We start from the raw sequence: 25,590 nt of genomic DNA, 5'->3' as shown, positions 1-25,590 counted from the left end.
TATGAATATCCCGCTCCTGTCAAGACGTACTCAAGGCCTACGATCCTCAGGTTCACTTCAAATCCCACTTTCCGTACTAGTACGTTCCCTTCTCACTCCTCTTGCCTCGGGCTTCACCAGGCGGCTAATCCATTCTATAATCTTATAATAGGTGTAGGGTACATCGTATAGATCGGAGGACTTGTCATGAATTTGACGGAAAAGGTGAATCATCTACCGCTAACCCCCGGTGTCTATCTCATGAAGGATCAGTTCGGTACCATCATCTATATCGGAAAGGCGAAGGCTCTGAGAAAGCGGGTTCAATCGTATTTTCACCAAAATACGGCCCATTCCCCCAAGGTCAAGCGTCTGGTGCAGCAGATCAGGGATCTGGAGGTGCTCCACACAGATACAGAGTTCGAGGCGTTCATGCTGGAATGCAGGCTGATTAAGCAATGGAAGCCGATGTACAATGCCAAGATGAAAAATCCGTTGGCCTATACTTATCTGGCACTGCCTTCAAACGGGGCACTGAAGCATATAGAGATCATCGACACTCCTGAGGACATTCAGGTTGAGCGAATCTGGGGACCTTACACAAGCAGAAGCATGATTGAGCAAGCATTATATGGTCTTCAGGAAGCACTGCAGCTATTGTGCAGCCATCCACATCTGAGACGTGGGGCGATGCTTTCAGGCAGCTCTCCTTGTCTGAACTATGAGCTTGGACTATGCCTTGGGGTATGTACAGGAGAGCTGGAGGCCATCCAGCAGTACAATGAACGGGTAGAACGAATCTGTCTTCTGCTACAAGGGAAGGATCAGAGCATACTAGAGGACATGGAGCAGCGCATGTATAAGGCTGGCGAAGCATATGAGTTTGAGGTAGCCGCCCGAATCAGGGATCAGTTAAAAGCCGTACGATTCCTGCTGCGTCATGAGCAGGTCGTGGAATTTGCAGCCGTGAATCATCAGATCGCTGTGCTGGAGCGGATGGAAGACGGACGTGCCAAGCTGATGCTGGTCACAGGCAGCCGAATTATGGATTCTACGCCGCTGGATGTCCTGGAGCTTACAGCTACAGAGCAACGTAGAACGCTGCGTTCTGCTATTATACATGGATTGCAGGGCATGCAAGATGATGAAGATTCAGGAAACACTACTCTCGTAGAACCTCAGCATAGCATAAGTCGGGATGCTATTGATGAAGCCCAGATCGTATATCGTTACATCCAGAGCGGGGAGTGCTGTTATGTGAATATTATGCCCCATATGCTAAATCATGGCGATCAGGAGGGAGAACACGCCTTGGACGAAGCCATCACTCACCTGCTGTCAGGTATCGGCTCATTCGGCTCATAATCGCTCAGCTTCCCTTCATAGATCAGCTCTAACCGATCGGTCTGCCTGAAATCGTCCGGCGTGACCAGTGCAGGGAGCTTGTTCCAGATCTTGATGCCTGAACGCTGCAGAATCTCGGCCACGAACTGTGAGCAGAAGTACGAATTGCTGAATTCGACGGGCTCCTTGAGTGTAATCCCGATGACACCAAGAAGGTTGTACATGAATTTCTGGCGACTGCGAATGAAGATATCCAGCACCCTTCTCATCTTCTCGACCTCACGCCCTGTGACACGAAGCTCATAGATCACACATGTGGTCTCAGGATATTTGCTGAAGGTGCCTTTCTTGATATCCTCTCGCACGAAGCCGCCATGTAGCGGATTGTTAGGATGCTTTCTACCGAAGCTATACAGCTCGGACAGCTCACGGTTGAATGCAATCGAGGCATGATTATAAGGTGCCTTTGTATAGGATTGAATCACCTTGGTGAACAGAGTTCCCGTATTGGTGAGCAGAATATAAATGGACTGATCAGCTGTCATCTCGAACATTTCTCCTTATCAGGATGGCATTATTGCTTCATAATACAACATAGGGTGCGGATATAGGAACCCTGACCCGTGCCCACTCAAGTAACTTCCCATATCGCATAGACAAGTTGGTGATTGCCATAGACCAGTTATTTCACAGTTCACTATTTACGCTTGGCTTGATCTTTGTAGCTCTTGCAGCCGTTCATCTCGCCTACACGATTATAGCCCGCCTCCAGCCTGACAAAGATTATAGCGCTATTGGCGTGCGGATTAAGACCTGGTGGGGCATGTTTTTTATTTTTTGCCTAGCTACCCTGTTTAATCCGGTCGTGTCCTTACTATCGCTCATGTTGCTCACGTTCTTCGCGCTTAAGGAGTACTTCTCCATGATTCGTACCCGCAAAGCTGATCGGCGCTTGTTCCTGTGGGCTTACCTGGCGATTCCCATTCAGTTCTACTGGATCTATATCGAGTGGTATGGCATGTTCATTGTCTTCATTCCACTTTATGTCTTCCTGCTGCTGCCCATTCCACGGCTCATTAACAAAGGAACTGTCGGATTTCTGCGCAGTGTCAGCTCGACCCAATGGGGACTCATGCTCATGGTGTTCGGACTGAGCCATCTGGCGTATTTTCAATTCGCCACCCCGCAATATGGCGGTGGATTGGTGCTGTTCCTCGTCGTGCTGACACAGCTGAATGATGTGGTGCATTATCTGGCTTCGCTCTACTGGGGCAGACGTAAGGTCGTTCCGACGGCGAACCCCAGCCTGACCTGGGAGGGCTTCATCAGCGCATTCGTTGTTACGACAGCTGTCTCCTATCTGATCTATCCGTATCTAACACCGCTTGATCCCGTATTCGGTATCGTATGCGGAATGCTGATCAGCCTCAGTGGCTTCTTTGGTAGTCTCACGGTATCCGTACTGAAGCGCGACTTGCTGATTGGAGATGACGATAAATTCGTGGCGCTCAAGCAGAGCTACCTGAGTCGAGTGGACAGCCTGGCGTATACCTCGCCTGTATTTTTCCACGTTGTTCGTTACTTCTTTGATTTCATGTGAAAAAGTTCGGCCCCTCTGTCACAGAATCGTTTCCTGAATGGTCTTCTATGTTGAAGACTAATTCAGGAGGCGATTCACTATGAATCTGAGATTCAATTACAGAACGGTAAATGCAGGAGCATTCAAGGCCATGATGGCGATGGAGGCTCATACATCCTCACGTTTTGCGGACAAGGTATTATATGAGTTGCTCAAAATTCGGGTATCGCAGATTAATGGATGTGCCTTCTGCGTAGATATGCACGCCAAGGACCTGATGAAGCTTGGCAATTATAGTGAACAGATCATGCTGCTACCGGTCTGGCGTGAAGCCCCGATCTTCACAGCCCCACAGCGGGTTATGCTGGAGCTGGCCGAGAAGGTCACTCGAATCTCGGAGCAAGGTGTACCACTGGAGCTGTATGAGCGGGTGCGAGAGCACTATAGCGAGGAAGATTATGTGGATCTGATCGTAGCGATGAATACGATTAATAGCTGGAACCGGATCGCGATCTCAACAGGTATGTATCCAGGCTGCTTCGAGGCCTAAAGGTCACCACCCACCGGAAGGAGATATTCCATGGACGTACAAGCGGCACATCATCAGAACCGACCGGGCAGACAGAATCCACAGGACGGCAAGTCAACCAATGGCAGCGATAACGTTCCTACTCTGGAGGAGCTGTACAACAATTATCGCAGGTATGCCTTTGCCGTAGCCTATCGCATGCTTGGCACTGTCACTGATGCAGAGGATATCGTTCAGGACTGCTTCATCGAGCTGAAGGTTCGACCCTTGACAGAGGTGCGGGATTTCAAGGCCTACATTGCGAAAATGATCGTCAATCGCAGCATCAACCGCCTGAACTCTGCACGTATGCAGCGAGAGACCTATGTCGGTGCCTGGCTGCCTGAGCCCCTCGGAGAAGCTGTCGATAGCCCGGAGGTGCTCACGGAACGCAAGGACCAGCTGTCTTATGCCTTCATGGTGCTGCTGGAGCAGCTCAGACCTGAGGAGCGTGCCGTCTTCGTGCTGCGGGAAGCCTTTCAGTATCCCTACAAAGATATAGCCGAGACGCTAGACATGACCGAGAGTAACTGTCGTCAGCTCTACAGTCGTTCCCGGCGCCGCCTGCAGTCGGCAACAGGTACTGGCGAGCATATGGACTCTGTAGAAAAAACAGGGAGCATATTAGCCAAGGTACCTCACACAGAATTCCTCAAATCAGCCCGGAGCATGACCGCACCCAGCGACCAAGTAGATCGGAACAGAGTGGACCAAGGCAGGGCAGCTCTGTTGGACCGCTTCACAGCGGCCTTTATGGCATATGATATTCATGCCATGGTGGAGCTGCTGGCAGAGAAGCCTATGCTGATCTCGGACGGTGGTGAGAAGGTCTTCACCGTGGCCAGACCGATGCACGGACAGAAGGGTGTCCTTGCGCTTCTGACCTCTCGCAAGGTCTTTACTTCATTGCGTGACCTCAAGCTGGCACCTACCATCATGAATGGCGAGCTACAGCTTGCCTTAATAGACGCAGGCAAAGTAATTGGCGCGATCTGTCTGAAGCTGACCCCGGATCAAGCACATATTGAGCAACTCTATGTCATGCTTAATCCTGATAAGCTACGTACTGTTTAGTATCCAGCCCCACAACAACCCTAATTAGACACCAAAGTCCGTCAGTCCATCATCAAGATGGATACTGGCGGACTTTTTCTGAATACATTCAATTAAAATGTAAAGAGCAGGGATCAATGATTGCGATGAACGTATGAACCTCCACCTGCGCTTAGCCCTCTTTATTCCTATCCATCATTGTTGAATCGCTGCAATGCTGGACTCCAGTCTTACGATTCTTCTAAAGTACATGGTATCCATGATCTCTTCCCACTCCAGCTCCTTATAAAAAGGATCACGATACGAAGTAGCCGTGGCCGGGAGATAGCCCATCACTACGCCAGAGCCACCGCACAGCAGACTTCCACCATCCCCACCCTTGGGTATGAATGGCTCCGAACGCTTCGAGTCCTCCGAATGCGGTACCGTCAGCTCGTATTTATAGGGGTCACCTGCGAATTGGATGCCAAAGGCATTAGGTAGCTCCAGAACATAGTCCTGATGCGGGTCCTCCGCCAGTTCTTCCAGATGCCGCAGCTTCATTTTGTAATTCCAGCTGTCCCCCCAGGGAAATAGCGAGCGTGCCCCACCGCCGAATAGATATTCCCACTCATCCTCCGTCAACAGGTCATAACCCAGACTATGCACCTCTTCGACGAACTCCTCCAAGAGCAGATCCTCGTTAAACACATAGTAATCAAGGCCCTGACCGTCCTTCCGGCGCTCCACGCGAAAGGATTGATACAGCTCATAGCTGTGGCTGCTGCGTTCTTCGAGATGGGCGATGGCCTCTTGCAACTCCGCTCCCCCATATTCCGCGGCTTCCTCAGCACTTACCTGAGTCCAGCCGAGGGAGTTCAGGCCACATTCGACAAGCAGAGGAGTAATCTCCGCCTCACGAACAGGAGACATCTGCTGACCCAGCAGCTCCTCGAGGTTATCAACGCCAAATTCTGGAGTGCTCTCGTTCAGTTCGGTGAGGGTAGCCTCGTCCATCTGGTGCAGAGACGCTTCCCAACCAAGCGTGATCTGGTCACCCGGAACGAACACAAAGCGGGAGTGCGTCCGCTCGAAGACACCCGTCTCCAGCTCCTGTCCATGACGGGCAAAACGACTCAACCCTGCATAGGTAAATCCCGGTGGCAATAGCCGTGCTAGCTCGCGCATCTGTGTGTCTTTCTCATCGCTAGACAGGCTCTTCCAACCTGTTCGATACCATGGATTGTACATACTGCTTCCTCCCCAGGCTAGACCCCAGCTTCTTCAACTCCGACTTCGAGCGAATCAGATCTGCTCAGCAGCAGCCTTCAGACGTGCGATAATATCACTATCCGCTTGGTCAGCCAGCCGGAGCTTGCCCTGATCCCGCAAGATGATGCCCTGCCAATTCCGATCATCCAGCCAGTCTGTAATGAAGGCTTCCGCATATCCACCTGTCCCGAACCCCGGCGCAAAGGCAATGATGTCCCGATATGCCTCCAGATACTGCTCGCGAGTAGGATTCGGATGCACACGGGTATAGAGCAAGAACTGTATGTCATACATCAGCAGAGAAAGCTCATCTGCATGCAACGCAAAATGTCCTTTCTCCTCCACAATGCGCGCTGCGACGGCACGAAGCCTTTGCTCAATATCCTCAACATCCGTCACTGCCGCACACAGCTCCGTTAGCAACGGAGAGAATGATCCCGTATTCACCTTGTGCAGCTCTTCTGCCTTACGCTCCTCCTCGGGGACCTCAAAATCCTCATCTGGACGCAGACCACGAATGAAGCTCTCAAAGTCCGGGGCCAGGAACGTAATCTCGTAATCCGCTTCCTGATCCACATGAATGACTGTAGGCTCTCCATCCTTGCCACAAGCACGATAATCCAGCATCACCACATCATGCCCGGCAGACGGGCAGTCACAGATCACTACACCAATATCTGGATAACCCCAGTCCTCAATCATGAATCGGCTGCCGGAATCTCCGCACAGGGATTCTGACTTGTCGCGCCCAATTCCCATAATGCTCGAAATAGCGATATGGTCCTCTGCCCATGAGGTCGATTCCTCTGTTGGAAAGCTCGTATTCCGCGGTACGCCACCATTTTGCACCTTCATTAAGGCGATGTACGAAGCTGGCAGCTTATAGCCCAGTTCCTCCTCCACGGAGGCAATCAGCTCCTCTGTTGGCGGCTCGGACACATAGGTTGTAGTGGCATATTCAGAATCGTCCCAGAACTCTGATAGGTCCATTCCGGCGAATGGCTCCGCATCTGTTAGATTCACCCGACTCTGATCCAGCTTGGCCCTTGCTGCTGCTGCACGCTGCTCTTGCCGCTCATGACGCTCCGCTTTCTTTTGGCTGATCTCCACCCATTCCGCTACATGCTCATCCGGCTCCAGCTCTTGGGCTTTAGCAAAAGCTTCTACTGCCTTAGGATACTGAAGCAAGTAGTAGTAGGCATATCCGATTCGATACTGCCACACCGGATCTTCCTCGCCTTGATCTGCTACAGACAGCAGCAGCTGCAGTGCCTCTTCATATTGGCCCAGATTGTTGTAGGCTCTGGCCAGATGCCCCACCATATCATAATCTCGCTCAGCAGAAGGGATTGCCGTGATCGCTTCTACAATCTCATCGAATTCATCATCCTCATGCCACTGATTCAAACGCACTTCTAATTCCTGATCCATCTATGTAATACCTCCCTCTTCCACTTGGCCTCCGAATGCATGCAAACCGTATACCCTGTTCACTCGCATAGGGATAGCGACGGGTACTATGCAGGAATCCGGATGCATCTGATTAGCTCTCATTATTCTACCAGAAGCTCAGGGCGATTAGGAAATAGTCGAGAGGTTCTATATTTTCAAATACCCGCTACATATAACTACGTGGCTTAGCACAAAGTCATCCCTCGAAATACAGCAAGAGCCCTCCACCACTATATTTCCAGTGATACGGAAGGCTCTCGTTAATATATGAACCTGCTGGGTCCGACTACGGGAGTCGGGCAGGGAGCTCCCGTAGCTTACGGGAATGAATATCTTAGATTAGTAAGCGAAATGGAGCATTAGCCTTGGTTGATGATCTGCCCAAGTGCAACCTTCAGAGGAGTCAACGGACGTCCCAATACGCGCTCGAAGTCAGTGCTCTCTACATCCAGCTCGCCCGCACGAATTCCCTGTTGTATCAGTAACAGGAACGGCAATGCTCCCTCAGGCACACCAGCACCCTTCAAGGTCTCGGTGTAGGCCTCATCATTAACCTGTTGAACTTGAATGTCCTTGCCACTCGCCTCTTGAACCAAGGCGGCCAGCTCTTCTTGGGTCAGAGGCTTGCCGGACAGCTCATAGATAACATTCTCATGCCCTTCTGTTGCCAGCACCTTAGCAGCAGCCTCAGCATAATCACGCCGTGCAGCCCAACTCACCTTACCGCTGCCAGCAGAAGTCAGCCATGGGGCTCCCTGCAGTGCAGCCTGAATGGTGCTAGCCTCATTTTCCAAATACCAGTTGTTGCGCAAAATAGCATAAGTGATGCCTGACTCACGAATTGCATTCTCTGTCTCCCGATGATCCGGTGCCAGGAACAGCCCGCTCTCTTGGGCCTTAGCTACGCTGGTGTAGGCAATGAATTGAACGCCTGCTGCTTTAGCTGCATCAACAGCCGCTTTATGCTGCGCAATCCGATCGCCGCTAGCGCTGGAGATCAGGAGAAGACGATCAATACCCGCAAATGCAGCACGCAGTGATTCCGGCTCGGTGAAGTCCCCTTGACGCACATCAATACCCAGCTTGCTTAGATGCTCAGCCTTCTTAGGATCACGTACGCTGACCGCCAGATCCTTAGCCTCCACCCATTTTAGTAGGGACTCAACCACCAATGCTCCCAGTTTTCCTGTTGCTCCTGTTACTAACAATTTTGCCATGTTCATTTCCTCCATATTCATCTGAGATTGTTATTGTATATATCACCACGTCGTAACAAAAATAGTTATAACACATACAGTTACAACGTGGGGTTAAAAAAAGGCTCATTGATGAGCATCTATAAAAAGATACCAGAGAGTAAGCTCTGGAGCACTCACTCTCCGATATCGTGTGACACACCACAAACAGCCATCCTCTTATGTTCGTTCTCGAACGCTATAGTAGCTGTGGCTGAGCTATAATGTGCTGGATCGTAACCTGATTCAAGCGTTGCTCCATCGCATCCTGAGCCGCTTTCAAATGCATGCTTAATTCCGTATTCACCGCATGGCCTACAGGACACGCTGGTACCGGGTTATGGAAGCCAAATAGCTGATTATTCTCCGCAACATCCACAGCACGATATACATCGAGAAGGGTAATCTCCTCAGGAGACTTGGTCAAATGTGCTCCGCCAATACCTGCACGGACCTCGACAAGCCCAGCCTTCTTCAGCATTCCCATAATCTTGCGTACAATGACCGGATTGCAGTTCACACTATCAGCAATATCATCCCCTGTGCACTGTTCAGGCATGCATGAGACATAGGACAGAATATGGACGGCGATCGAGAACCTGCTGCTAATTTGTTTCATTAAGATCACCACCGTTATAACCATTCTAGTTACAACTCGATCAAATGTCAAATCCTTTATTAAAACGAAATAAATCAGCTTCCTCATATGTCGACAATTAGCTAAATAACAGCCATAAGTCATGCTATATTAAGAACACATATGAATTACTGCAAAATATATAAAAGGGGAATTTTCATGAGCTTTGAGCAGCTAAACGCAGTCATCCCGGTATTTGAGCACATAGAAATGTTCCATGAGCCTTGTACAATCATACCTGAGACGGGATATGAGAAGCTGATCATTGTGCTGCAGGGGTACCTAATAATGGTGACGGAGACGGGGGAGTCCATACCAATATCCCATGGATACGCCTGCCACTCAGGAGCTGGAACGCTTGAGGTCCGAATCCCGGCGGGACGAACAGCAGAATATACCGTCATTGTGTATCGAATTTTACCAGAGCATGCGCCTTGGGACTGGAACGGACCCCAACGTCTCTTAAGCGATGTGAAGGTCAGATATATGGTCGATGGGCTACTGCAAGCTCAGGAGAATCCACCGGAACAAAATAAGGATGAGGTGGAGACACAGCAATTCCGCAACCGCATGATGCTGGAGCGAATTCTAAGCTTCTGTATGTACGAGAGCCAGTTAAGTGGAGAGCTACGAGCCTCGGGTTCGCAGATGGAGAAGTCCATTCAATATATCGAGGAGCACTATATGCTTAAGCTGACACTGCCTATGCTGGCGGAGCGGACAGGCCTTAGCAAGGGACATTACAGTGTCTTATTCAAGGAAAAGACAGGCCTTACAGTGAGCGGCTACCTCAAACGGCTCCGCGTGGAGCGAGCAAAGCAACTGTTCGCGCAGGGGGAGACGTCTGCCAAGAAGGCAGCACACAGCGTCGGATTTAACGATTATTTTCATTTCAGTCGTACATTCAAGGAAGTCACGGGGAGCAGCCCGACCCAGTATATACAGCAGCTTCAAGAAATCGAATAATTCAGCATGATGAATCGTGGATTCAGACATGTATAATCAGAAAATGAAGTGTTAAAATTACCGATAATAATTATCATTATCAAGGGGGAGCATCATGCTGCATCGTATCAAACACTTCTTTTCTTTAAGTCTAATCCTCATTCTTGCGGTAAGTCTCGCAGCTTGTGGTCAGGCAAGTAATACAGGTTCTACTGCAGGCTCAAATCATACCGATTCAGAATCAGCGGCCACTACCGAATCAGGCACGGCTGCCGGTTCCATTACTATACAGGATGTACGGGGGAAGGTGAAGCTGGACAAGGTACCCGAGCGGATTGTATCCATGGATTTCAGCTTTACGGATATGCTGGTATCGCTGGGTGTGCAACCTGTAGGCATTGCTGATGACGGCACACCGGAGCTGTTCATGGATAGCGTCAAGGATCAACTGGGCCAGTACACCTCACTTGGCTCACGCTATGAGCCCAATATTGAATTGATCAGCTCTGTACAGCCGGATCTCATCATTGCTGACATTAACAAACACAGTGCAGCATTGTCTCAGCTGGAACAAATTGCACCTGTTCTGGTGCTGGATGATTTCCAGGCAGACTATGATCAGATGCTAAAGAACTTTGATATCATTGCCAAGGCTGTAGGCAAAGAGAAGGAGGGGGCAGAACGCCTGCAGAAGCATGACGAGCTCGTGAAGGGTGCCAAGCAGAAGTTGTCCACTTCAGGCCTTACTGTGCTTCCAGCTGTCGTGAATCCCAAAGGCTTCTTCGGCCACTCGGATCATTCGTATACCGGCTCTATCGTCAAGCTCCTGGGCTTCACCGATCCTCTGCAGAACGAGAAGTCCTATCCTGAGCTGACACTTGAACAGCTTGTAGAATTGAATCCTGAGGTGCTGTTCTTGATGCCGACCGAGGAAGTAACCGTTGTCAATGAATGGGAGAAAAATCCGCTGTGGAGTAAAGTCGATGCTGCAAGTCACAATCGCATCTTCACGGTAGAGCGGCGCAACTGGTCTTTGTCCCGTGGCTTGCTTGGATCGGAGCAGATCATGACTGACATTACGACAAGCTTGGGTCAATAAGATGAGCGACGCAACACATACCCATCATGCCAAGCAAGAGCAGAACCGCGTAGCGGTTCTGCTGCTTCTGTTTTTCGGCAGCTTCGTGCTACTCATCATCTGCTTCCTGATCAGTCTCAAGGTCGGACCTGCTCAGATTCAGTGGCGAACCATCTTTGAAGCCATTTTGCATGCTGATCCAACGTCCAAGGAGCATCTATATATCAGTACGCTTAGGCTGCCGAGGGCCATTCTAGCGAGCATCGTCGGTGGAATACTCGCACTAGCGGGCCTACTCACTCAACTAGTAACTAAGAATCCACTCGCCTCTCCACATGTGTTCGGCATTAATGCAGGGGCTTCACTGGCGGTGGTAGGAGGGCTCCTGTTCCTGCCAGTCACCAGTCTGCTATCCTCAATCGGTCTAGCGTTCGTAGGAGCTACCGTCGGTGCATTAACCGTCTGGTCCTTGGCTGGAAGCGGTCCCCGGCGAACCGTTACACTTGCACTGGCGGGTATCTCGGTGCATTTTCTGTTCGCTGCGTTGACCGAAGGAGCCATGATCCTAAATCAATACTCAACAGAGAGTATGATCGTCTGGCTAGTAGGCTCCGTGAATCATGCCAGCTGGCAGCATATACAACTGCTGCTTCCTATCCTGTGCGGGGCACTAATCATCCTTGTGTGCCTGCTACCCTCGCTGCGCATGCTAGAACTGGATGATGAGGTCGCTGTCGGACTTGGCACGAGGCTTCAAGCTGTCCGAGCCGGGGTCATGCTGCTCGTAGTGCTGCTCGCTGGCTCGGCAGTCGCCATCTGTGGGCCAATCAGCTTCGTCTGCCTCATCGTTCCGCATATCGCGAGGGCATTGCTTGGCAAGAGCAGCAGACTAACCTTGCTTGCTCCATTCACGATCCTGCTGGGCAGCATTCTGCTGCTGCTGGCCGATGTCATTAGCCGCTGGATTGCTTTCCCGTTCGAATCACCAGTAGGTATCGTAACGGCACTTGTCGGAGCTCCTGCCTTCATTTATCTAGCTCGTCGCCAAGGAGGAGGTAAAGGATGAAGAGAGGCATACTGCTTATCGGCGGTCTCGTATTAATGGTGCTGCTATGTTGGCTCTCGATTGCAGCAGGAGTAGTACCTATCACTGCACCACAGGTTCTTAGCGGACTAACAGAACCGCAGAGCCCGTCCTATTTTATCGTGCATGAGCTTCGCCTGCCCCGGGTACTGGTCGCAATCTGCGCTGGCGCAGGTCTTGCGGTAGCTGGTGCTATTCTGCAATCGCTGCTCCGCAATCCACTTGCGAGTCCTGACGTGATTGGTATAACACAGGGAGCAAGCTTTGCCGCCGTGGCACTGATCTTCTTGCTTCCGGGCGCGGCTGCACAATGGATGCCTGTAGCCGCCTTTGCCGGAGCCATGCTGTCCTTCCTGATTCTAATCCTGACTAGCCGTAGACTCACACTGTCTCCGGCGTCGCTTGCTCTGGTCGGAGTCGCCGTCGGTGCCGTGTTCCAGGCTGGCATTCAGTATTTCATGGTGACTCATCCAGCCAATGTGAATATGGCGCTGCTGTGGATGTCAGGGAGTCTGTGGGGGAGAGGGTGGGATCAGTTAACTCCCCTCGCTCCGCTGATCATATTAATGCTTGCAATCGTATGGCTCCAAGCTCGAAAGCTGAATATTCTGCAGATTGGAGACGATCTCAGCCAGTCACTGGGATTGTTCGTGCGCAAAGAACGTCTGTGGCTGATGCTGCTATCCGTTACCCTGGCAGGGGTGGCCGTCTCCGCTGTTGGCGCGGTCAGCTTCATCGGTCTGCTGGCTCCTCATATCGCCAGAGCACTGGTCGGGGCCCGCAATCAATGGCGTCTGCCTGTGGCGGCAGTGATTGGAGCCGATCTGATGCTACTGGGTGATTGGGTAGGTCGGACTGTCTTGATCCCGCGCGAGATCCCGGTCGGAATCGTGATCGCCATCATTGGTGCACCTTACTTCATCTATCTGCTACGCAGGGAGCATAAAATGAAATGAAAAAGGAGCCCTTAACTAATTTACATGTGTCAAACGTTTCTATTATTAAGCAGTGGTAATGCCACAGTGAATTTGTCCATTTCAAAAATAACAGCAGGAACATATAGGAATTCTGGTTCATTATAATCTGGAAGGCGTTATAATCTGGGGTGAGTGGTAAATATGTGAAGAGGCGAGGTGGGTTAAGCGTTCAAATTCAGAACAGGCACACATGTCAGAAATGTCAGGTTACTGGCTTGTTGGTAGACAAGGGATGGAAGCCCTAGAAGCCCTAGAACAAGCTTTGAATAGCATGGACTCACATTATTTCAGACAGGGGAAGAGCATATATGGCATACACCATTAACAACCTGAAAGATAATCCAAATGTTGTGATTAAGCAAGAGATTGGCGGCTTTGCAGTCATAGAATATAAAGAGGATTTGAGCAGCACAACACTGGCTGAGGCACAGTCCAATTTCTTCATGAGCAAAAGTAATATGCGCAGCAAGCAGCTCATGATCGAACTCAACAACAATGAAGTGACTCTGAATTCAGGAGCTATGCAATACATGGTCGGTAACATTGAGATGACCTCTGGTGTGCAGGGCGTAGGAGGCCTGGTACGAAATCTCATATCAAGCAAAGTGACGGGGACCAGTGCTGTCAAGCCAGTCTACCGGGGCAATGGCACAATCCTGACAGAGACCACCTATAAATACATATGGCTGATTGATGTGGATAACGATGAAATTGTCATGGAGGATGGTATTTTCCTGGCGTGTGAGAATTCGCTTAAGCTGTCTGTCGTCGCGCGCAAGACGCTATCCTCTGCCGCCTTGGGCGGAGAGGGGTTGTTCAATCTTAGTGCCCGAGGTAGAGGCGTACTAGCCGTGGAAGTAGCGATCCCAACCGAAGAGGCTGTAGTCGTCGAGCTGCAGAATGATGTGCTGAAGGTGGATGGTGACTTTGCCATCATGTGGTCGCATTCCTTGGACTTCAGTGTCGAGAAATCCGGTAAGACCCGGTTAGGATCAGCTATGTCTGGTGAAGGACTGGTCAACGTATATCGGGGGACTGGGATGGTGTGGCTGGCTCCGCAGACGAAATACTCGAATAGCATTTTTCACTCTCCTCCAACGTCATAAATTATTTTCAAGAGAAGGTTAAAAAATACACACTCAGCGGATGCCCTCAGCTGGTTCATTCATTGGGCATCCCTGTGCTTACATGACGGTGACCGTTGCAATATCACGTCCCGCCCACAACTCGAAAGTAAAGCCCGGAGTCAAGAGGTGCCACGGCGCCTCGTCCGTAATAAAGGCGACATCTCCGAATGTATCCCATGTACCTTCGCTGCGCTCCATAACTCGTACTAGTACTGTCCAGGAGCCACCCACAGACCTGCCATCCTGACGATTCTCATGGTCACCAAGCAAAACAATCATGTCCAGGAGCCATTCACCGTCAGGAAAACGAGCTGGATCCAGATGCCACTGAATCATCGCTGGCCTGTGCCTTCTATTCATTCTTATGACTCCTCCAATCCAACTGCACAATTAACATTGGCCAAGATAATCGGCTGAAATATATGAACCATTACAGGCTACAGCCGTGGACATATTGGGGATTTATTGGGCTACATCAGAGTGACACGGCTATACCAAGCCATATCTACAGCGCTTAGGACTGCATTCCGTCATGAATTCGTTGCATGAATTCTTCAGCCGCACTATAGCCTAGCTGCTTGAGATACCAATTGTTGGCCGCAGCCTCAATCAATCCCGCTACATCACGTCCTGGCTGAAGCTGGACCTCAATATGAGGGATCTGGACACCCAGATATTCCGTGAACTGTGGTACGACCTCAAGTTCGTTATTGAGTGCATTTTCCCGCCATGGAGATAGCTCGATATCGAGCACAATACGCGTCTCATCCTGGAATGCCTTCCGCCCATATTGCCTGACGACATTAATCAGCCCAATACTACGTAGCGCCAAGAATTCGCGGGTCGTCTCATTGTGTGTTCCCAGCAGCGTCTCAGGTCCTAGCTTCTTCAAGACCACAATATCATCCGCCACGAAGCGATGACCACGACGGATAAGGGTATGGGTCGTCTCACTCTTGCCGATGCCGGACTTACCTCTAAGCAGGATGCCGATGCCCGAGACATTGACGCATACGCCGTGGATTGCCATTTCAGGAGCTAGAGCCTTCACCAGATAGCTATCCAGCTTCGGCATGAACTCAGTCGTCGTCTCGGATGTACGCAGCAGGGGGATGCCTTCCTGATCGCAGAATAGCTGCAGGTATGGGATCTCCTGCTGTCCCGTCGTGACAATGAAGCATGGCGGATGATATTTGACAATATTTCCGATATGTAGCTTGCGTTCCTCTACACTAAGCGTTAGTAGATAGGTGATTTCCTTACGCCCGAGCACCTGTACTCGTTCCATAGGAAAAAAATCGAAGTAACCAACAAACTCCAGACCTGGCCTATGCGTACGTGGACGCGTAACCGTGCGATCCAGACGACTGGCTCCCGCAAGCACCTCCAATTTGAACGTGTCGATTAATTTCTGCACGGTGATTGACTTCATATTTTATCCTCCTTCTGCGACTAGGCGTATCCTGAATACATAGTTATTACACATACTATATGAAAACAGGCGGCAATGTACAATTCCCGCCCTAGTAAAGACCCGCTAGAGCTTATGGGGCAAGGTCAACTCGCTACAATCTATCCCTGTATTGCTTATTTTATAGAAGAAGTATAGCTTACTTCCACTTTCATGTGAATATATTCACCAATATACTGATCCGTGTATCTATAACTAGATTCAATCATTCAGCTTCAAGTGCTCAACTAGAAATAGAGCCAGCTTGCCGGCCCGTATTGTTGATATGAACAAAATCCCCTTGCATTCAACCGTACCTGAGCTCCATAGCTCTCAGGATACCGTCTTCTGTAAGGGGATTCTCATCTACTATCTTGGTCTGAAACCAAGGTTCAAACTATTTCAAATATATAACTACATCTAGTCCAAGCCTGCTTAGTCCTACTCGGTTGTCGCTGTGACAATATCCGCAGAAGCCCAATGTCTGGACGGCACATCCGACCATGGAGAAGTAGCTGCATCGCCTGCAGCCTCCAGCTTGAGTACCCTGTTGAACAACGTGACAGCTTCGGCCCGGCTCAGGGTCTGGTCTGGACGGAAGGTACCGTCAGGCATGCCCTGAATGTAGCCCGCTTGCTGCACAAGTGCGATATCAGCCTGTGCCCAGTGCCCAACTGCATCGGGGAACGAAGCCGTGGCTTCCCCGTCCAGCTTCGCCCAACGAGCGAGCACGGCTGCCATCTCGGCTCTCGTCACCGGACGTTCAGGTCCGAAGGCCGTTTCGTTGTAGCCCTTCATCCACCCTGCTGCTGTCACGGCTGCAATCGGCTCCGATGCCCAGCTTGCTTGTGCTACATCAGCATAGCTTACACTTTGGTTCGCCGTAGAAGAGGAGATAAGCTGCTCTTCCTGCCCTGTGCTTAGACGGAACAGAATAGCGGCCAGCTCCGCCCGTGACACAGTGTGGTCTGGACGGAAGGTACCATCCGGATAACCCTGCATATACGGCTGTGAGCTTGTCTGTCCTTCATTAGCCTGTTCTGTACCCGCTTGTTCACCTTGCTCCAAATACAGCAGGGCAAAGGTACTGAAGCGGTTCACGGTAAAGGCAAGACCCGTAGGTACATCGCCTGCTTGTACAATAGTTGGCTGTACCAGTTCCTTGGTGCCATCACTATGCTCCACATACACGACCAGCTTGCTGAGGAACGCCTCACGCGCTTCTCCAGCAGCCGGAAGCGACTGCTGTGACAGTGGTAGTACCAGTTCCACCTGTTGTCCTTGAATATTCGTATCTATGGTAACAGGGCGACCAATAACGCTTACCTCACCTTGCCCTGCGGCAGCTTGCACGATACGCTCTTGCTTCGCACGATTCGAGAGCTCTCGAATGGCAGTCTCGTTCTTGATCGGCTTGAATGTCATCTGACGATCTCCATTCAATGCAGCCAGTGTGGAGGCTGGAAGAATAAGGCGCACGGCATTCATGTGCAATTCAAGACTAAGCTCCCCAGTCGCCAGCGTCCGGGCCGTATCTACTGGCAGATTGAACTCCAGCTCGGATACCTCATCCTTGGGATCTGGCAGCACCAGCCGGATACCCGGCTGCCCTGTGCTCTTGTCCTTGCTCAGTGCTGCTACAGCTTCAACTGCCTGAGCTGCTTGGTAAGTGAGCTTGTCCTTCTTGGTGCCATCCGCCTGTGTGGAGCGCTCAATCGTCACATTAGCGAGCGATGACAAGCCGTTCGAGCCGTTATCAACCTGGACCTTCACCTGCTCACTTGGAGCGGACACTCCGCCACCAGAGGACGAGCGATCCTTAGAGCCTTCAGAAGGCGTAGGAGTCGGACTCGGTGTTGGGTTCGGTGTTGGGTTCGGTGTTGGGTTCGGTGTTGGGTTCGGTGTTGGGTTCGGTGTTGGGTTCGGTGTTGGGTTCGGGTTCGGCTCAGGACCTTCTCCCTCACCTGAACCTGCACCCTCCAATTCTCTAGCGAACGTAAGATAGAAATCATCCAGCGTTCCCCATGCTCCACCATCTGCCCGGATCCGCGCACCAACCGTGAGTGTGCCATCCGTTACCTTCACATCACGAAGCTCTGGCTGATCCCACTGTACCCAGCCACTCACTCCTGTTGCCGCCTCCAGCTTCTGTTCTCCGCTCTCTACGAACAGCTTCATGTCTGCGTTATTCGCATTGCCTCCCTGGATGAACATGGAGACATCATAGTATCCCGGTTTCAGACCAGTGACTGTCTGTTGTACTTGGAAATCCACAGCTTGATCTGAATTGAAGTGCAAGGAATATTCCCCTGACTTTGCATCGGCTGCTTTATGCTGATAATCCGTATGCGCTGCTAATCCAGCACCATACGTGATCTCCCACATGCTTCGGTCGCTCTGCTCGAAACCACCATTACTCAGCAGATTCTGTCGAAGAATCTCCAGCTGTGCCTGCACTGGATATCCACCTTTTGCGGTCCCTGGAATGGTATAGCTACCTGCCCCCTTGCTCAGAGCCTGAGATAACGCATCCTGATCCCACACTACCGTGAGCTTGCCAGTGCTGCCATCATTATAGGTGGCTGTGACCACACTTGGCAGGGTTACGGGTTCACCATCATGAACAGTAAGCAACACGTCCTTGACCCCGTCTACCTTTAGTGGAGCCACTGCTCCGGTATTTACATACTTGAACACATTAATGGATGGCAACGGATGGCCTGTAAAGTCAAACAATGCCTGGTTATCAACCGCACTGCCGCCATACCATTTGCCTGCATCGTCAGGATCGTACTCGGATGCATAGCTGGTTGCCCAGCCCGAGCCATATTGCTCCCATAACAGCTTGTTCTGCTCAAGGTTCTCCTTCGGTCCGACTGGCAGCCAGGCTGGCTCCCAATAAAATACACCGATCCCTGCATCACCTACCTTGGCAACTGCCTCAATCACATCCCGGACAGAGTTCGCCTGTCCCTGTACCGTGATCGGGTAGTTCAACGTCTGACCTGAGCTTTTTGGCGCAGTATTCCCATGTCCGTCTCCTTCCTCCGCCGTATAGGCGTAGGACGTCTCTGCGACCATGACCTGCTTGCCATAGGTGTCTGCCACGTGCTTCAGCACAGACGTAAGGTTGCTCAGTGAACCGTGCCAGAACGGATAGTAGGAGCTGGCGAATACATCGTAATCTACTTGATGATCTGCCAGAGCCTTGGCATAGGATTCATAGCGACCAGACGACTCTGGATTGGCAAAATGTAACGCAATTAGAATATTCGGATCGACCAACCTTACGGCCTGACTTCCTTTATTGAACAAAGCACTGATCTTCGCCCAATCCGTCTCGCCCACGAACGACTTGTTCGTCTCGTTGCCGACCTGCACCATACCGACATCTACGCCCTCTGCGAGCAGCTGCTCCAGACTATGCTTGGTGAAATCGTACAGAGCCTGCTCCTTCTCAGCAAAGGACAAGCCTGTCCACGCCTTCGGCACATGCTGCTTGGCCGGATCGGCCCAGAAATCAGAATAGTGGAAGTCTACCAGAACCTTCATTCCATTCGCAGTAGCTCGCTTACCCATCTCAATGGCCTTGGCCAGATCATTATTACCTCCGCCATAGCCCCGACCTGCAGTATCATACGGATCGTTCCAAATACGCACCCGGACGTAGTTCACGCCAGATTCCTGGAACGTCTGGAACAGATCCTGCTGCAGCCCTTCCTCGTTGTAGAAGCGGACCCCACTCTGCTCCAGAGCAATCACGCTCGATATATCCACACCTTTGATGAAATCAGACTTCAGCCCCTCAACCTTCTTCACAAAGATATCTGCCTGCACTGGCTGGCTCGTATCCGTACTCACTTGCTTCAATTCGAAGCCGTCCAGATAGCCCCAAGCCTCTGGTAGACCACTGATCTTCGCGCCAATGCTCAGCTGCGGAGCATCCTCGGTCAGCACGAACTTGAGCGCCACCGCTCCCCACTGGTTGTAGCCAGTAGTAGGAGCAACACTGCTGCTGTCCCCATCGGCAAAAATCTGCAGCTGACCTGCCTGCTCGCCATCGCCGCCCATGGAATGCACTGACAGCTCATAGCTGCCTGCCGGCACATCCAACAGCGTCTGACTAATCGTAATATCCTGTTGGACTGACGCTGTATCCTTAATCCAATATTTGAATGCATAAGTGTCCTCATACGGTGTCATGAAGGAATCATCGGCATAATTGTAGCGCTCGATGCTCACCTGTCCCCAATCTGATGGGGTCACCTGCCATGAGGCATCGGCCCACCAATCCGTCTCGAACCCTCCGTTTGCCACACTCCATGCCTCTCCTGCCGCAGCCGTAGGCGCCTGCCGCCATGACCACATGCTCAGCACCATGGCCACGACCAGTAGCAACGACCAGGCCTGTCTAGTTGTTCTCATTCGCATATCCCCTCTCACCGTCTTGTTGAGCGCAGCACCCTCTATGTATATGAAGCGCTTTCAATTTGAACTGCGCTTTCACTATATCAGACCTGTCGCTACGGCAACATGAGACAATCACAACATTTTGTGTGCTTATGCAATCAATTAGGACAAGGTTAGTGAAAGACTTTCATATAAATATATATTTGTCTATATTTCCTAATTAAAATTCATGCGTGATATCCTGCCAGCCATCGAGATTCGGAAGCTTCTCTTGTCCCCAATAATCAAGGAAGAGAGGGATAATTTCTTGAGGATCATCTGTGATGTGACTATAATGCTTGAAGCTACCATCTTCATATTGCAGTCGGGTTTCTACTACTAGTCGACCTTCGTCATGCATAAAGGCACTTTGCAGATATATGCTATTCCCTATCGGTCTGGACGGCGCCAGCACAACGTATTCCTGTAGATCGAGATTGGTAATTAACTCGGTAATCAGTGAGGCGTTAATATTCTCATTCGTGTAGGTTGTACCGTCGCTCTCCAACCTGTAACTGATGAATTGAGGTTCCATAGATGTGGTATCCACCCTTCTTTTAGCTTCTTTAGTTTCTTTTAGCTTCTTTAGCTTCTTTTAATATCTTTTAACCTATTTTCACTTCTTCATTATACCTTGAGCCTTGCCGCGTCCATCCCAAATTTCTATAATTTTTATTATACGGCATCCAAATCTCTTTTTTCAGGAGGGAACTACCATTAAATTTTCTATCGCTGTTGTGTCCAAAAACAGAGCATACACGAAAGCCTACCGCCGAATCACTCCCGAGTTGATGGGCTTAATGGACAAGCTGGAGCAAGTCGAAATGGCCTCACCGTTCGGTGAGGCCGTATTGATCATGGCTACGGATGACAACGATTTATTGCCTGGTGAAATGAAGGAACTCCCTACTCGCGATGCTTATTTTCAGTATGCGGCAGGTATAGCCCCCTACACCAGCGATGAGCAGCTGAAGAGTGACCTCTTTACTGTGATTCGGCAAGTTATCGAGCGTGTGCCGTTTGCCAAACCTGACCACGAGCAATATGCCAGTATCTTGAAGACGTGGGAGTCATGCTTCATTCAGCGGCACTAACCTCACTGATTAATGTCGGGCACACTTGCTTCTACGCGATCGCAATGCACACTTCTGCAGCTTCTGCTGTCTAATTTGCATGGCTCTCTTCTTCGCATACAGACGCTTGAGCAGCCCCAGGCGCACGACTACCAAGGCTTTGCCAGAACGGGATCGCGCGTAGCGACGAGCTTTGGCACGAAGCCATTTCTTTCTTCTCCATTTGATCTTCAAGCGCCGTGCTTTGCCATACAGTAGTCTATGCCGCTTCACCGGACATCTCTTCTCCACTCGCGGCTTCACCCCGATGGAGAGCGGCTGAAGTGGCAGCACAGGCGCTGGCTGTATGGTTGCTCTTGCTTCCACAGGCTGTGCCTCTGCATGGTGCACATCCGCAGCATGCTCTTCTACGTGCTCGACAGCTGCATGATAGGCCTCATGCTGGGCTGCTACCAGCGGTGCGGCTTCTTGATGGGCTGCTTCATGCTGTACGGCTGCGTGGTATGCTGCCGCTTGCTGCGCTGCATGTTGAGCTACTATATGTTGTGCTGCTTCATGTCTTGCTGTTGCTTGCTGTGCTTCAGCTTGCTGTATTGCACCATGGTGCGCTTCAGCTTGTTGTACTGCGGCATGGTGCGCTACTGCGTGCTGGACTTCAATCTGCTGCACTGCTTCATGATGCGCTGCGGCATGCTGGACTTCAATCTGCTGCACTGCTTCATGATGCGCTGCGGCATGCTGGACTTCAATCTGCTGCACTGCTTCATGATGCGCTGCGGCATGCTGGACTTCAATCTGCTGCACTGCTTCATGATGCGCTGCGGCATGCTGGACTTCAATCTGCTGCACTGCTTCATGATGCGCTGCGGCGTGCTGGACTTCAATCTGCTGGACTTCAGCGAGATGTGCTGCGGCGTGCTGCACTTCAGCCTGCTGTACTGCAGCATGATGTGCTTCCTGCTGAGCTTCAGGCGTCGACTCTCCCACAAGATGTACAACTTTTGAAGGTGCATCCACAGGGACAACAGCCTGATCTGTATGAACTCCTTCGGCTGCCGGCAGCTCCTTACCCCATGGCGTCATGGATAAGAAGTGATTATACAATGGAAATGCTGGAGAGTCGGGCTCCCACCATTTCGAATCGCCGGCGAAGTGAACAATCTTATTGCTCAGATCCAGCTCATCATAGGCGAAGGTATTGAATCGTTTAGCCAGTGTCAGATAATTGGGACCATACACCGCATTCAGGATATCCTGATCCGGCAATCTCATGAGTGGGTATCTCTGCATGAATTGAAGCACTTCTTGATACCAGCTCGGATGATTGCGGATGTTATCCAGATGGAACAGGATCACCCCGGAGTTAAAATACCGCGCTCCGTTTAGACCTATGGAAGCACAGTATTCCTGCATGTTGGCCCCTTGGTCCAGAACAGCACCGAGGTAGCGATTGCCGAGATCAATACTCCATAGCTCATTGATGTCCAGACTGACCAGAATATCACAATCCAGATAGATCACGCGCTCTGCCTCGATAAAGTTCGTGAACAGCAGCCGGAACATGCTCGCCATCGTCCAGTAGTTAATCTTCTTTACAGTGGCCGCTACAGCCCTAAGATCCTCCGGGATCTCTACACGATAAAAGTAAATGTTATGACCGAAGTCCTCTGCCAACTGGATCAGTTTCGAAATATTCTCTTCACTAACGGTGTCATCATGCGCAATGTGTACATTCAGTGTCTGCTGGGTGTGGGAGAACACGGATGCAAGCACTACGCCTGCATGCTTCGTGTAGCTCCCGTCTTTATCATTGAGCGTTAATACCAACTCAACCATGCTCAGGATCACCTACCCCTTGGAAGTTTTCTTTTGCATAATGGTCTAATGCATTAGAATACTTTAGGGTATGTGTATCCCCAGCACTGGATTGGACTCATCCCCAAGGCATGCCCGGTTTATTTTGAACCATCCTTCACATTGGATGGGCTTCTGGTGACCGTCGCCTGATCTCCCAAGATATGACGCGCAGGACTTGCTTGGGTTGTCTGTTCCTTTAGCCGTACGCGAGACCCGAATACACTATCTTCTGCATGAATATGGGACAGCTCCACTTGCTCGGTCAGAATACTGTTCTTCAGAATGCTATGCTCGACAATACTGCTTGGCCCAACATAGACATAAGGCCCGATGACGCTGTTCGTGATACGGGCCGTCGGATCAACTCTGACTGGAGGTATACACTGCACTGAAGGGTCCAGATGGGCTGGTCTCGTAAAATTATCAGGGTCCTGATCCATTGTATACTGGTTGGCCTCAAGCCAACGTTCATGTGTACCTATATCAAAAAATCGAGCTGAAGTAATACTGTAAGCTACATGCTTGTCCCCTGCAATCAGCCGTTGGATCGCGTCAGTCATCTCGTATTCACCGCGTGCAGATGGCTTCAGTTGCTCAATGGCTGGCCAGATCGCCGCAGTCAGGGCATACACACCGATGATAGCCAGATCAGACTGGGGAACACTAGGCTTCTCTTCAAGATGAATGATCCGTCCCTCCCGGACGACCGCTACCCCGAATTGACGCGGGTCCTTCACCTGCTGCAGCAATATGGAAGCCGCCGCCTTCCTGTTCTCCAGCGATTGAATCAGTGGCAACAGTTCCCCATCGTACACATTGTCGCCAAGCATCAACAAAAAGGGTGAGTCCGCTACAAATGACTGCGCACATCTGACGGCATCCGCCAATCCCTTCGCTTCTTTTTGCTGGAGGTAGGTGATCGATGCGTTCCAGCGCTCCCCCGTCCCGATCGTCTCTTGAATTTCGCTCTGTAAAGGGCTTACCACGATGCCAATCTCACTAATTCCCACAGCAATCAGTCGCTTGATGATTGATACCAGAATATACTCTCCATTGACAGGCAACATGCACTTGGGCTTGGTATACGTGGAAGGCTGGAGTCTTGTCCCGCGTCCGGCACACAAGATTAACCCTTTCATCCCATCTCCCCCCCATGATTAGACTTCGCTTGTCGAACTCTGGTTCTTTTTGAGTTCTCTATATACTATGCATATTTCGTAGGAAGGCTTGGGTATCTAATAGACCGCCATGACACATTCATATCCCCCTGCCAATTCTTCAGAACATTTTATAACGACTAGTACCTTGCAGCCTCACAGAGCCCAGACATGCAGAAGCTACCACCACAGCAGGAATACAGCTACGATCCATGAGTGCACGAGCATGCCAAAACGCCCATCCCTCGTGGAATGAGCGCAATTGATGTTGCTATACCGCTATGCAGGATAGAGCTACTGCTGACGTTTTTTGCGAACAGGAATCCATATCTCACTTTTGTAGTTAGGCGAAGAAGTATCCTTGTGCTCATTCCAGAGCATCTCCGGCCCCTCGCTCAGCTCATAATCCGAGGACGGGAACCATTCAGCGTAGATTCTTCCCCAAGTCTCCTGAAGTGCTGATGGAAAAGGGCCCACCGCCGTAAAAACAGCCCACGTAGAGGGAGACACTTCGACATGATCCATTCCCTCTGGCGCATGCTCTGTCGTGGCGGCACCAATATAATGATCGAGTTCTCCCTTCTCTTCCATTCGTCCATCACTGAAATGAATAGATGCACTAATTAGTCCTGCTGGTTCCATATTTGACAGCTCCTTGATCTCGGCAATCCATGCAGGTGTCAAGGTCGCATACATGGCGGCGATCTCAGGGTTGACACCGTGAAATTGGATCGGGACCCTTTTCCTGATTCCTACAATGCGAAAAGCTTCCTTGTCTTCCAAACGATAGTTCATCTCACTGCCTCCTCTGATCGTTAACTGAAATGTCATTCTCGGGAAGGCTTTCAGCGGCTGACCATGAACTCTGGCTTCCGAGGGCGTGATACCATGCAAGACCTGGAAGGCTCTCGTAAAGGAGTCTGGCGAGGTATATCCATACTTCAACGCAACATCTATGATTCTGTTGTTCCCCCGGCTTAGCTCCGAAGCAGCCAGTGTCAGGCGTCGCCGCCGAATATATTCGGACAGAGGTATACCCGCAAGAAATGAGAACATTCGTGTAAAGTGGTATTCAGAGCAGCAGGCGATCTTGGCCGCCTCCTTATAATCCACAGACTCTGTCAAATTCGCCTCAATGTAATCCAACGCTTTGTTCAATTGCCCCAATGAATCCATGTCAGCACCTCCCTAATCAAGCATAGCAAAGGCAATGTCGCCCTTTCCGACATTTCATGCACCATACGGCAGGCAGCCGTGACGTAGGATGAGCACACCAACGTGACTAATTATAATCA

The 25,590-nt window shown here is 50.8% G+C and carries 22 protein-coding genes; 10 read left to right on the top strand and 12 right to left on the bottom strand.

Features of this window, described 5'->3' with window-relative positions; all coding sequences use genetic code 11:
- The first annotated feature begins 186 nt into the window (after positions 1-186).
- A complete protein-coding gene (locus tag D328_RS0104780; protein ID WP_018883822.1) occupies positions 187-1,344 on the top strand; it encodes a GIY-YIG nuclease family protein in 1,158 nt (385 codons plus the stop codon).
- On the opposite strand, the gene D328_RS0104775 is transcribed toward D328_RS0104780, so the two are convergent.
- A complete protein-coding gene (locus tag D328_RS0104775; protein WP_018883821.1) occupies positions 1,308-1,868 on the bottom strand; it encodes a hypothetical protein in 561 nt (186 codons plus the stop codon). The two genes, D328_RS0104780 and D328_RS0104775, sit on opposite strands and share 37 nt — an antisense overlap.
- A 128-nt stretch (positions 1,869-1,996) precedes the next feature.
- On the opposite strand from D328_RS0104775, the gene D328_RS0104770 reads away from it, so the two are divergent.
- The 3 genes from D328_RS0104770 to D328_RS0104760 all read left to right on the top strand — a co-directional run bounded on the left by D328_RS0104770 (position 1,997) and on the right by D328_RS0104760 (position 4,544).
- Positions 1,997-2,923 carry a phosphatidate cytidylyltransferase gene (locus D328_RS0104770; protein WP_033412316.1) on the top strand — a complete coding sequence of 309 codons (927 nt, stop codon included), beginning with the start codon at positions 1,997-1,999 and terminating at the stop codon, positions 2,921-2,923.
- Between the two features lie 79 nt (positions 2,924-3,002).
- A complete protein-coding gene (locus D328_RS0104765) occupies positions 3,003-3,452 on the top strand; it encodes a carboxymuconolactone decarboxylase family protein (RefSeq protein ID WP_018883819.1) in 450 nt (149 codons plus the stop codon).
- Positions 3,453-3,482: 30 nt separating this feature from the next.
- Positions 3,483-4,544, top strand: a complete 1,062-nt coding sequence (locus D328_RS0104760; RefSeq protein WP_018883818.1) for a sigma-70 family RNA polymerase sigma factor — start codon at positions 3,483-3,485, stop codon at positions 4,542-4,544.
- 174 nt (positions 4,545-4,718) lie between these two features.
- On the opposite strand, the gene D328_RS0104755 is transcribed toward D328_RS0104760, so the two are convergent.
- From D328_RS0104755 to D328_RS0104740, 4 genes are all read right to left on the bottom strand, one after another.
- Positions 4,719-5,753, bottom strand: coding sequence for a formylglycine-generating enzyme family protein (locus D328_RS0104755; RefSeq protein WP_018883817.1), 1,035 nt, complete (start codon positions 5,751-5,753; stop codon positions 4,719-4,721).
- Positions 5,754-5,807: 54 nt separating this feature from the next.
- Positions 5,808-7,205, bottom strand: a complete 1,398-nt coding sequence (locus D328_RS0104750; protein WP_018883816.1) for an SMI1/KNR4 family protein — start codon at positions 7,203-7,205, stop codon at positions 5,808-5,810.
- 380 nt (positions 7,206-7,585) lie between these two features.
- Positions 7,586-8,443, bottom strand: coding sequence for an SDR family oxidoreductase (locus tag D328_RS0104745; RefSeq protein ID WP_018883815.1), 858 nt, complete (start codon positions 8,441-8,443; stop codon positions 7,586-7,588).
- A gap of 217 nt (positions 8,444-8,660) precedes the next feature.
- Complete coding sequence (locus tag D328_RS0104740) at positions 8,661-9,080, bottom strand: Rrf2 family transcriptional regulator (protein WP_018883814.1); 420 nt, start codon at positions 9,078-9,080, stop codon at positions 8,661-8,663.
- A gap of 177 nt (positions 9,081-9,257) precedes the next feature.
- Here D328_RS0104740 and D328_RS0104735 point away from each other — a divergent pair, with 177 nt between their 5' ends.
- The 5 genes from D328_RS0104735 to D328_RS0104715 all read left to right on the top strand — a co-directional run bounded on the left by D328_RS0104735 (position 9,258) and on the right by D328_RS0104715 (position 14,288).
- Positions 9,258-10,064: a helix-turn-helix domain-containing protein gene (locus D328_RS0104735; protein WP_018883813.1), complete on the top strand. Its 807-nt coding sequence runs from the start codon at positions 9,258-9,260 to the stop codon at positions 10,062-10,064.
- A gap of 94 nt (positions 10,065-10,158) precedes the next feature.
- The gene (locus tag D328_RS0104730; RefSeq protein WP_018883812.1) at positions 10,159-11,142 is read left to right on the top strand and encodes an ABC transporter substrate-binding protein; all 984 of its coding nucleotides are present in this window, start codon (positions 10,159-10,161) and stop codon (positions 11,140-11,142) included.
- A gap of 1 nt (position 11,143) precedes the next feature.
- On the top strand, positions 11,144-12,187 hold the full coding sequence (locus tag D328_RS0104725; RefSeq protein ID WP_018883811.1) for a FecCD family ABC transporter permease: 1,044 nt from the start codon (positions 11,144-11,146) through the stop codon (positions 12,185-12,187).
- Complete coding sequence (locus D328_RS0104720; RefSeq protein ID WP_018883810.1) at positions 12,184-13,161, top strand: FecCD family ABC transporter permease; 978 nt, start codon at positions 12,184-12,186, stop codon at positions 13,159-13,161. The genes D328_RS0104725 and D328_RS0104720 overlap by 4 nt, the downstream gene beginning before the upstream one ends.
- 329 nt (positions 13,162-13,490) lie before the next feature.
- Positions 13,491-14,288: an AIM24 family protein gene (locus tag D328_RS0104715; protein ID WP_018883809.1), complete on the top strand. Its 798-nt coding sequence runs from the start codon at positions 13,491-13,493 to the stop codon at positions 14,286-14,288.
- Between the two features lie 78 nt (positions 14,289-14,366).
- On the opposite strand, the gene D328_RS0104710 is transcribed toward D328_RS0104715, so the two are convergent.
- The 4 genes from D328_RS0104710 to D328_RS0104695 form a co-directional block, all read right to left on the bottom strand.
- Positions 14,367-14,669, bottom strand: coding sequence for a hypothetical protein (locus D328_RS0104710; protein ID WP_154658965.1), 303 nt, complete (start codon positions 14,667-14,669; stop codon positions 14,367-14,369).
- A 154-nt stretch (positions 14,670-14,823) separates the two neighbouring features.
- The gene (hprK, locus tag D328_RS0104705; RefSeq protein ID WP_018883807.1) at positions 14,824-15,741 is read right to left on the bottom strand and encodes an HPr(Ser) kinase/phosphatase; all 918 of its coding nucleotides are present in this window, start codon (positions 15,739-15,741) and stop codon (positions 14,824-14,826) included.
- Positions 15,742-16,200: 459 nt separating this feature from the next.
- The gene (locus D328_RS28355) at positions 16,201-20,184 is read right to left on the bottom strand and encodes a glycosyl hydrolase 53 family protein (RefSeq protein ID WP_018883806.1); all 3,984 of its coding nucleotides are present in this window, start codon (positions 20,182-20,184) and stop codon (positions 16,201-16,203) included.
- Positions 20,185-20,389: 205 nt separating this feature from the next.
- Positions 20,390-20,743 carry a hypothetical protein gene (locus D328_RS0104695; RefSeq protein WP_018883805.1) on the bottom strand — a complete coding sequence of 118 codons (354 nt, stop codon included), beginning with the start codon at positions 20,741-20,743 and terminating at the stop codon, positions 20,390-20,392.
- Positions 20,744-21,008: 265 nt separating this feature from the next.
- Between D328_RS0104695 and D328_RS0104690 the strand changes: the two genes are divergently transcribed.
- A complete protein-coding gene (locus tag D328_RS0104690; protein ID WP_205622111.1) occupies positions 21,009-21,302 on the top strand; it encodes a hypothetical protein in 294 nt (97 codons plus the stop codon).
- Between the two features lie 9 nt (positions 21,303-21,311).
- Here D328_RS0104690 and D328_RS0104685 read toward each other — a convergent pair whose 3' ends face one another.
- The 3 genes from D328_RS0104685 to D328_RS0104675 all read right to left on the bottom strand — a co-directional run bounded on the left by D328_RS0104685 (position 21,312) and on the right by D328_RS0104675 (position 25,471).
- Positions 21,312-23,117: a glycosyltransferase family 8 protein gene (locus D328_RS0104685; RefSeq protein WP_026281007.1), complete on the bottom strand. Its 1,806-nt coding sequence runs from the start codon at positions 23,115-23,117 to the stop codon at positions 21,312-21,314.
- 119 nt (positions 23,118-23,236) lie between these two features.
- The gene (locus tag D328_RS0104680) at positions 23,237-24,277 is read right to left on the bottom strand and encodes a sugar phosphate nucleotidyltransferase (RefSeq protein WP_018883803.1); all 1,041 of its coding nucleotides are present in this window, start codon (positions 24,275-24,277) and stop codon (positions 23,237-23,239) included.
- Between the two features lie 312 nt (positions 24,278-24,589).
- Positions 24,590-25,471, bottom strand: a complete 882-nt coding sequence (locus D328_RS0104675) for an AraC family transcriptional regulator (protein ID WP_018883802.1) — start codon at positions 25,469-25,471, stop codon at positions 24,590-24,592.
- Between the last annotated feature and the right edge of the window lie 119 nt (positions 25,472-25,590).

This window comes from Paenibacillus massiliensis 2301065 = DSM 16942 (genome assembly GCF_000377505.1).
Classification (GTDB): Bacteria; Bacillota; Bacilli; order Paenibacillales; family Paenibacillaceae; genus Paenibacillus; species Paenibacillus massiliensis.
This window is presented reverse-complemented; position numbering and strand designations above follow the sequence as displayed.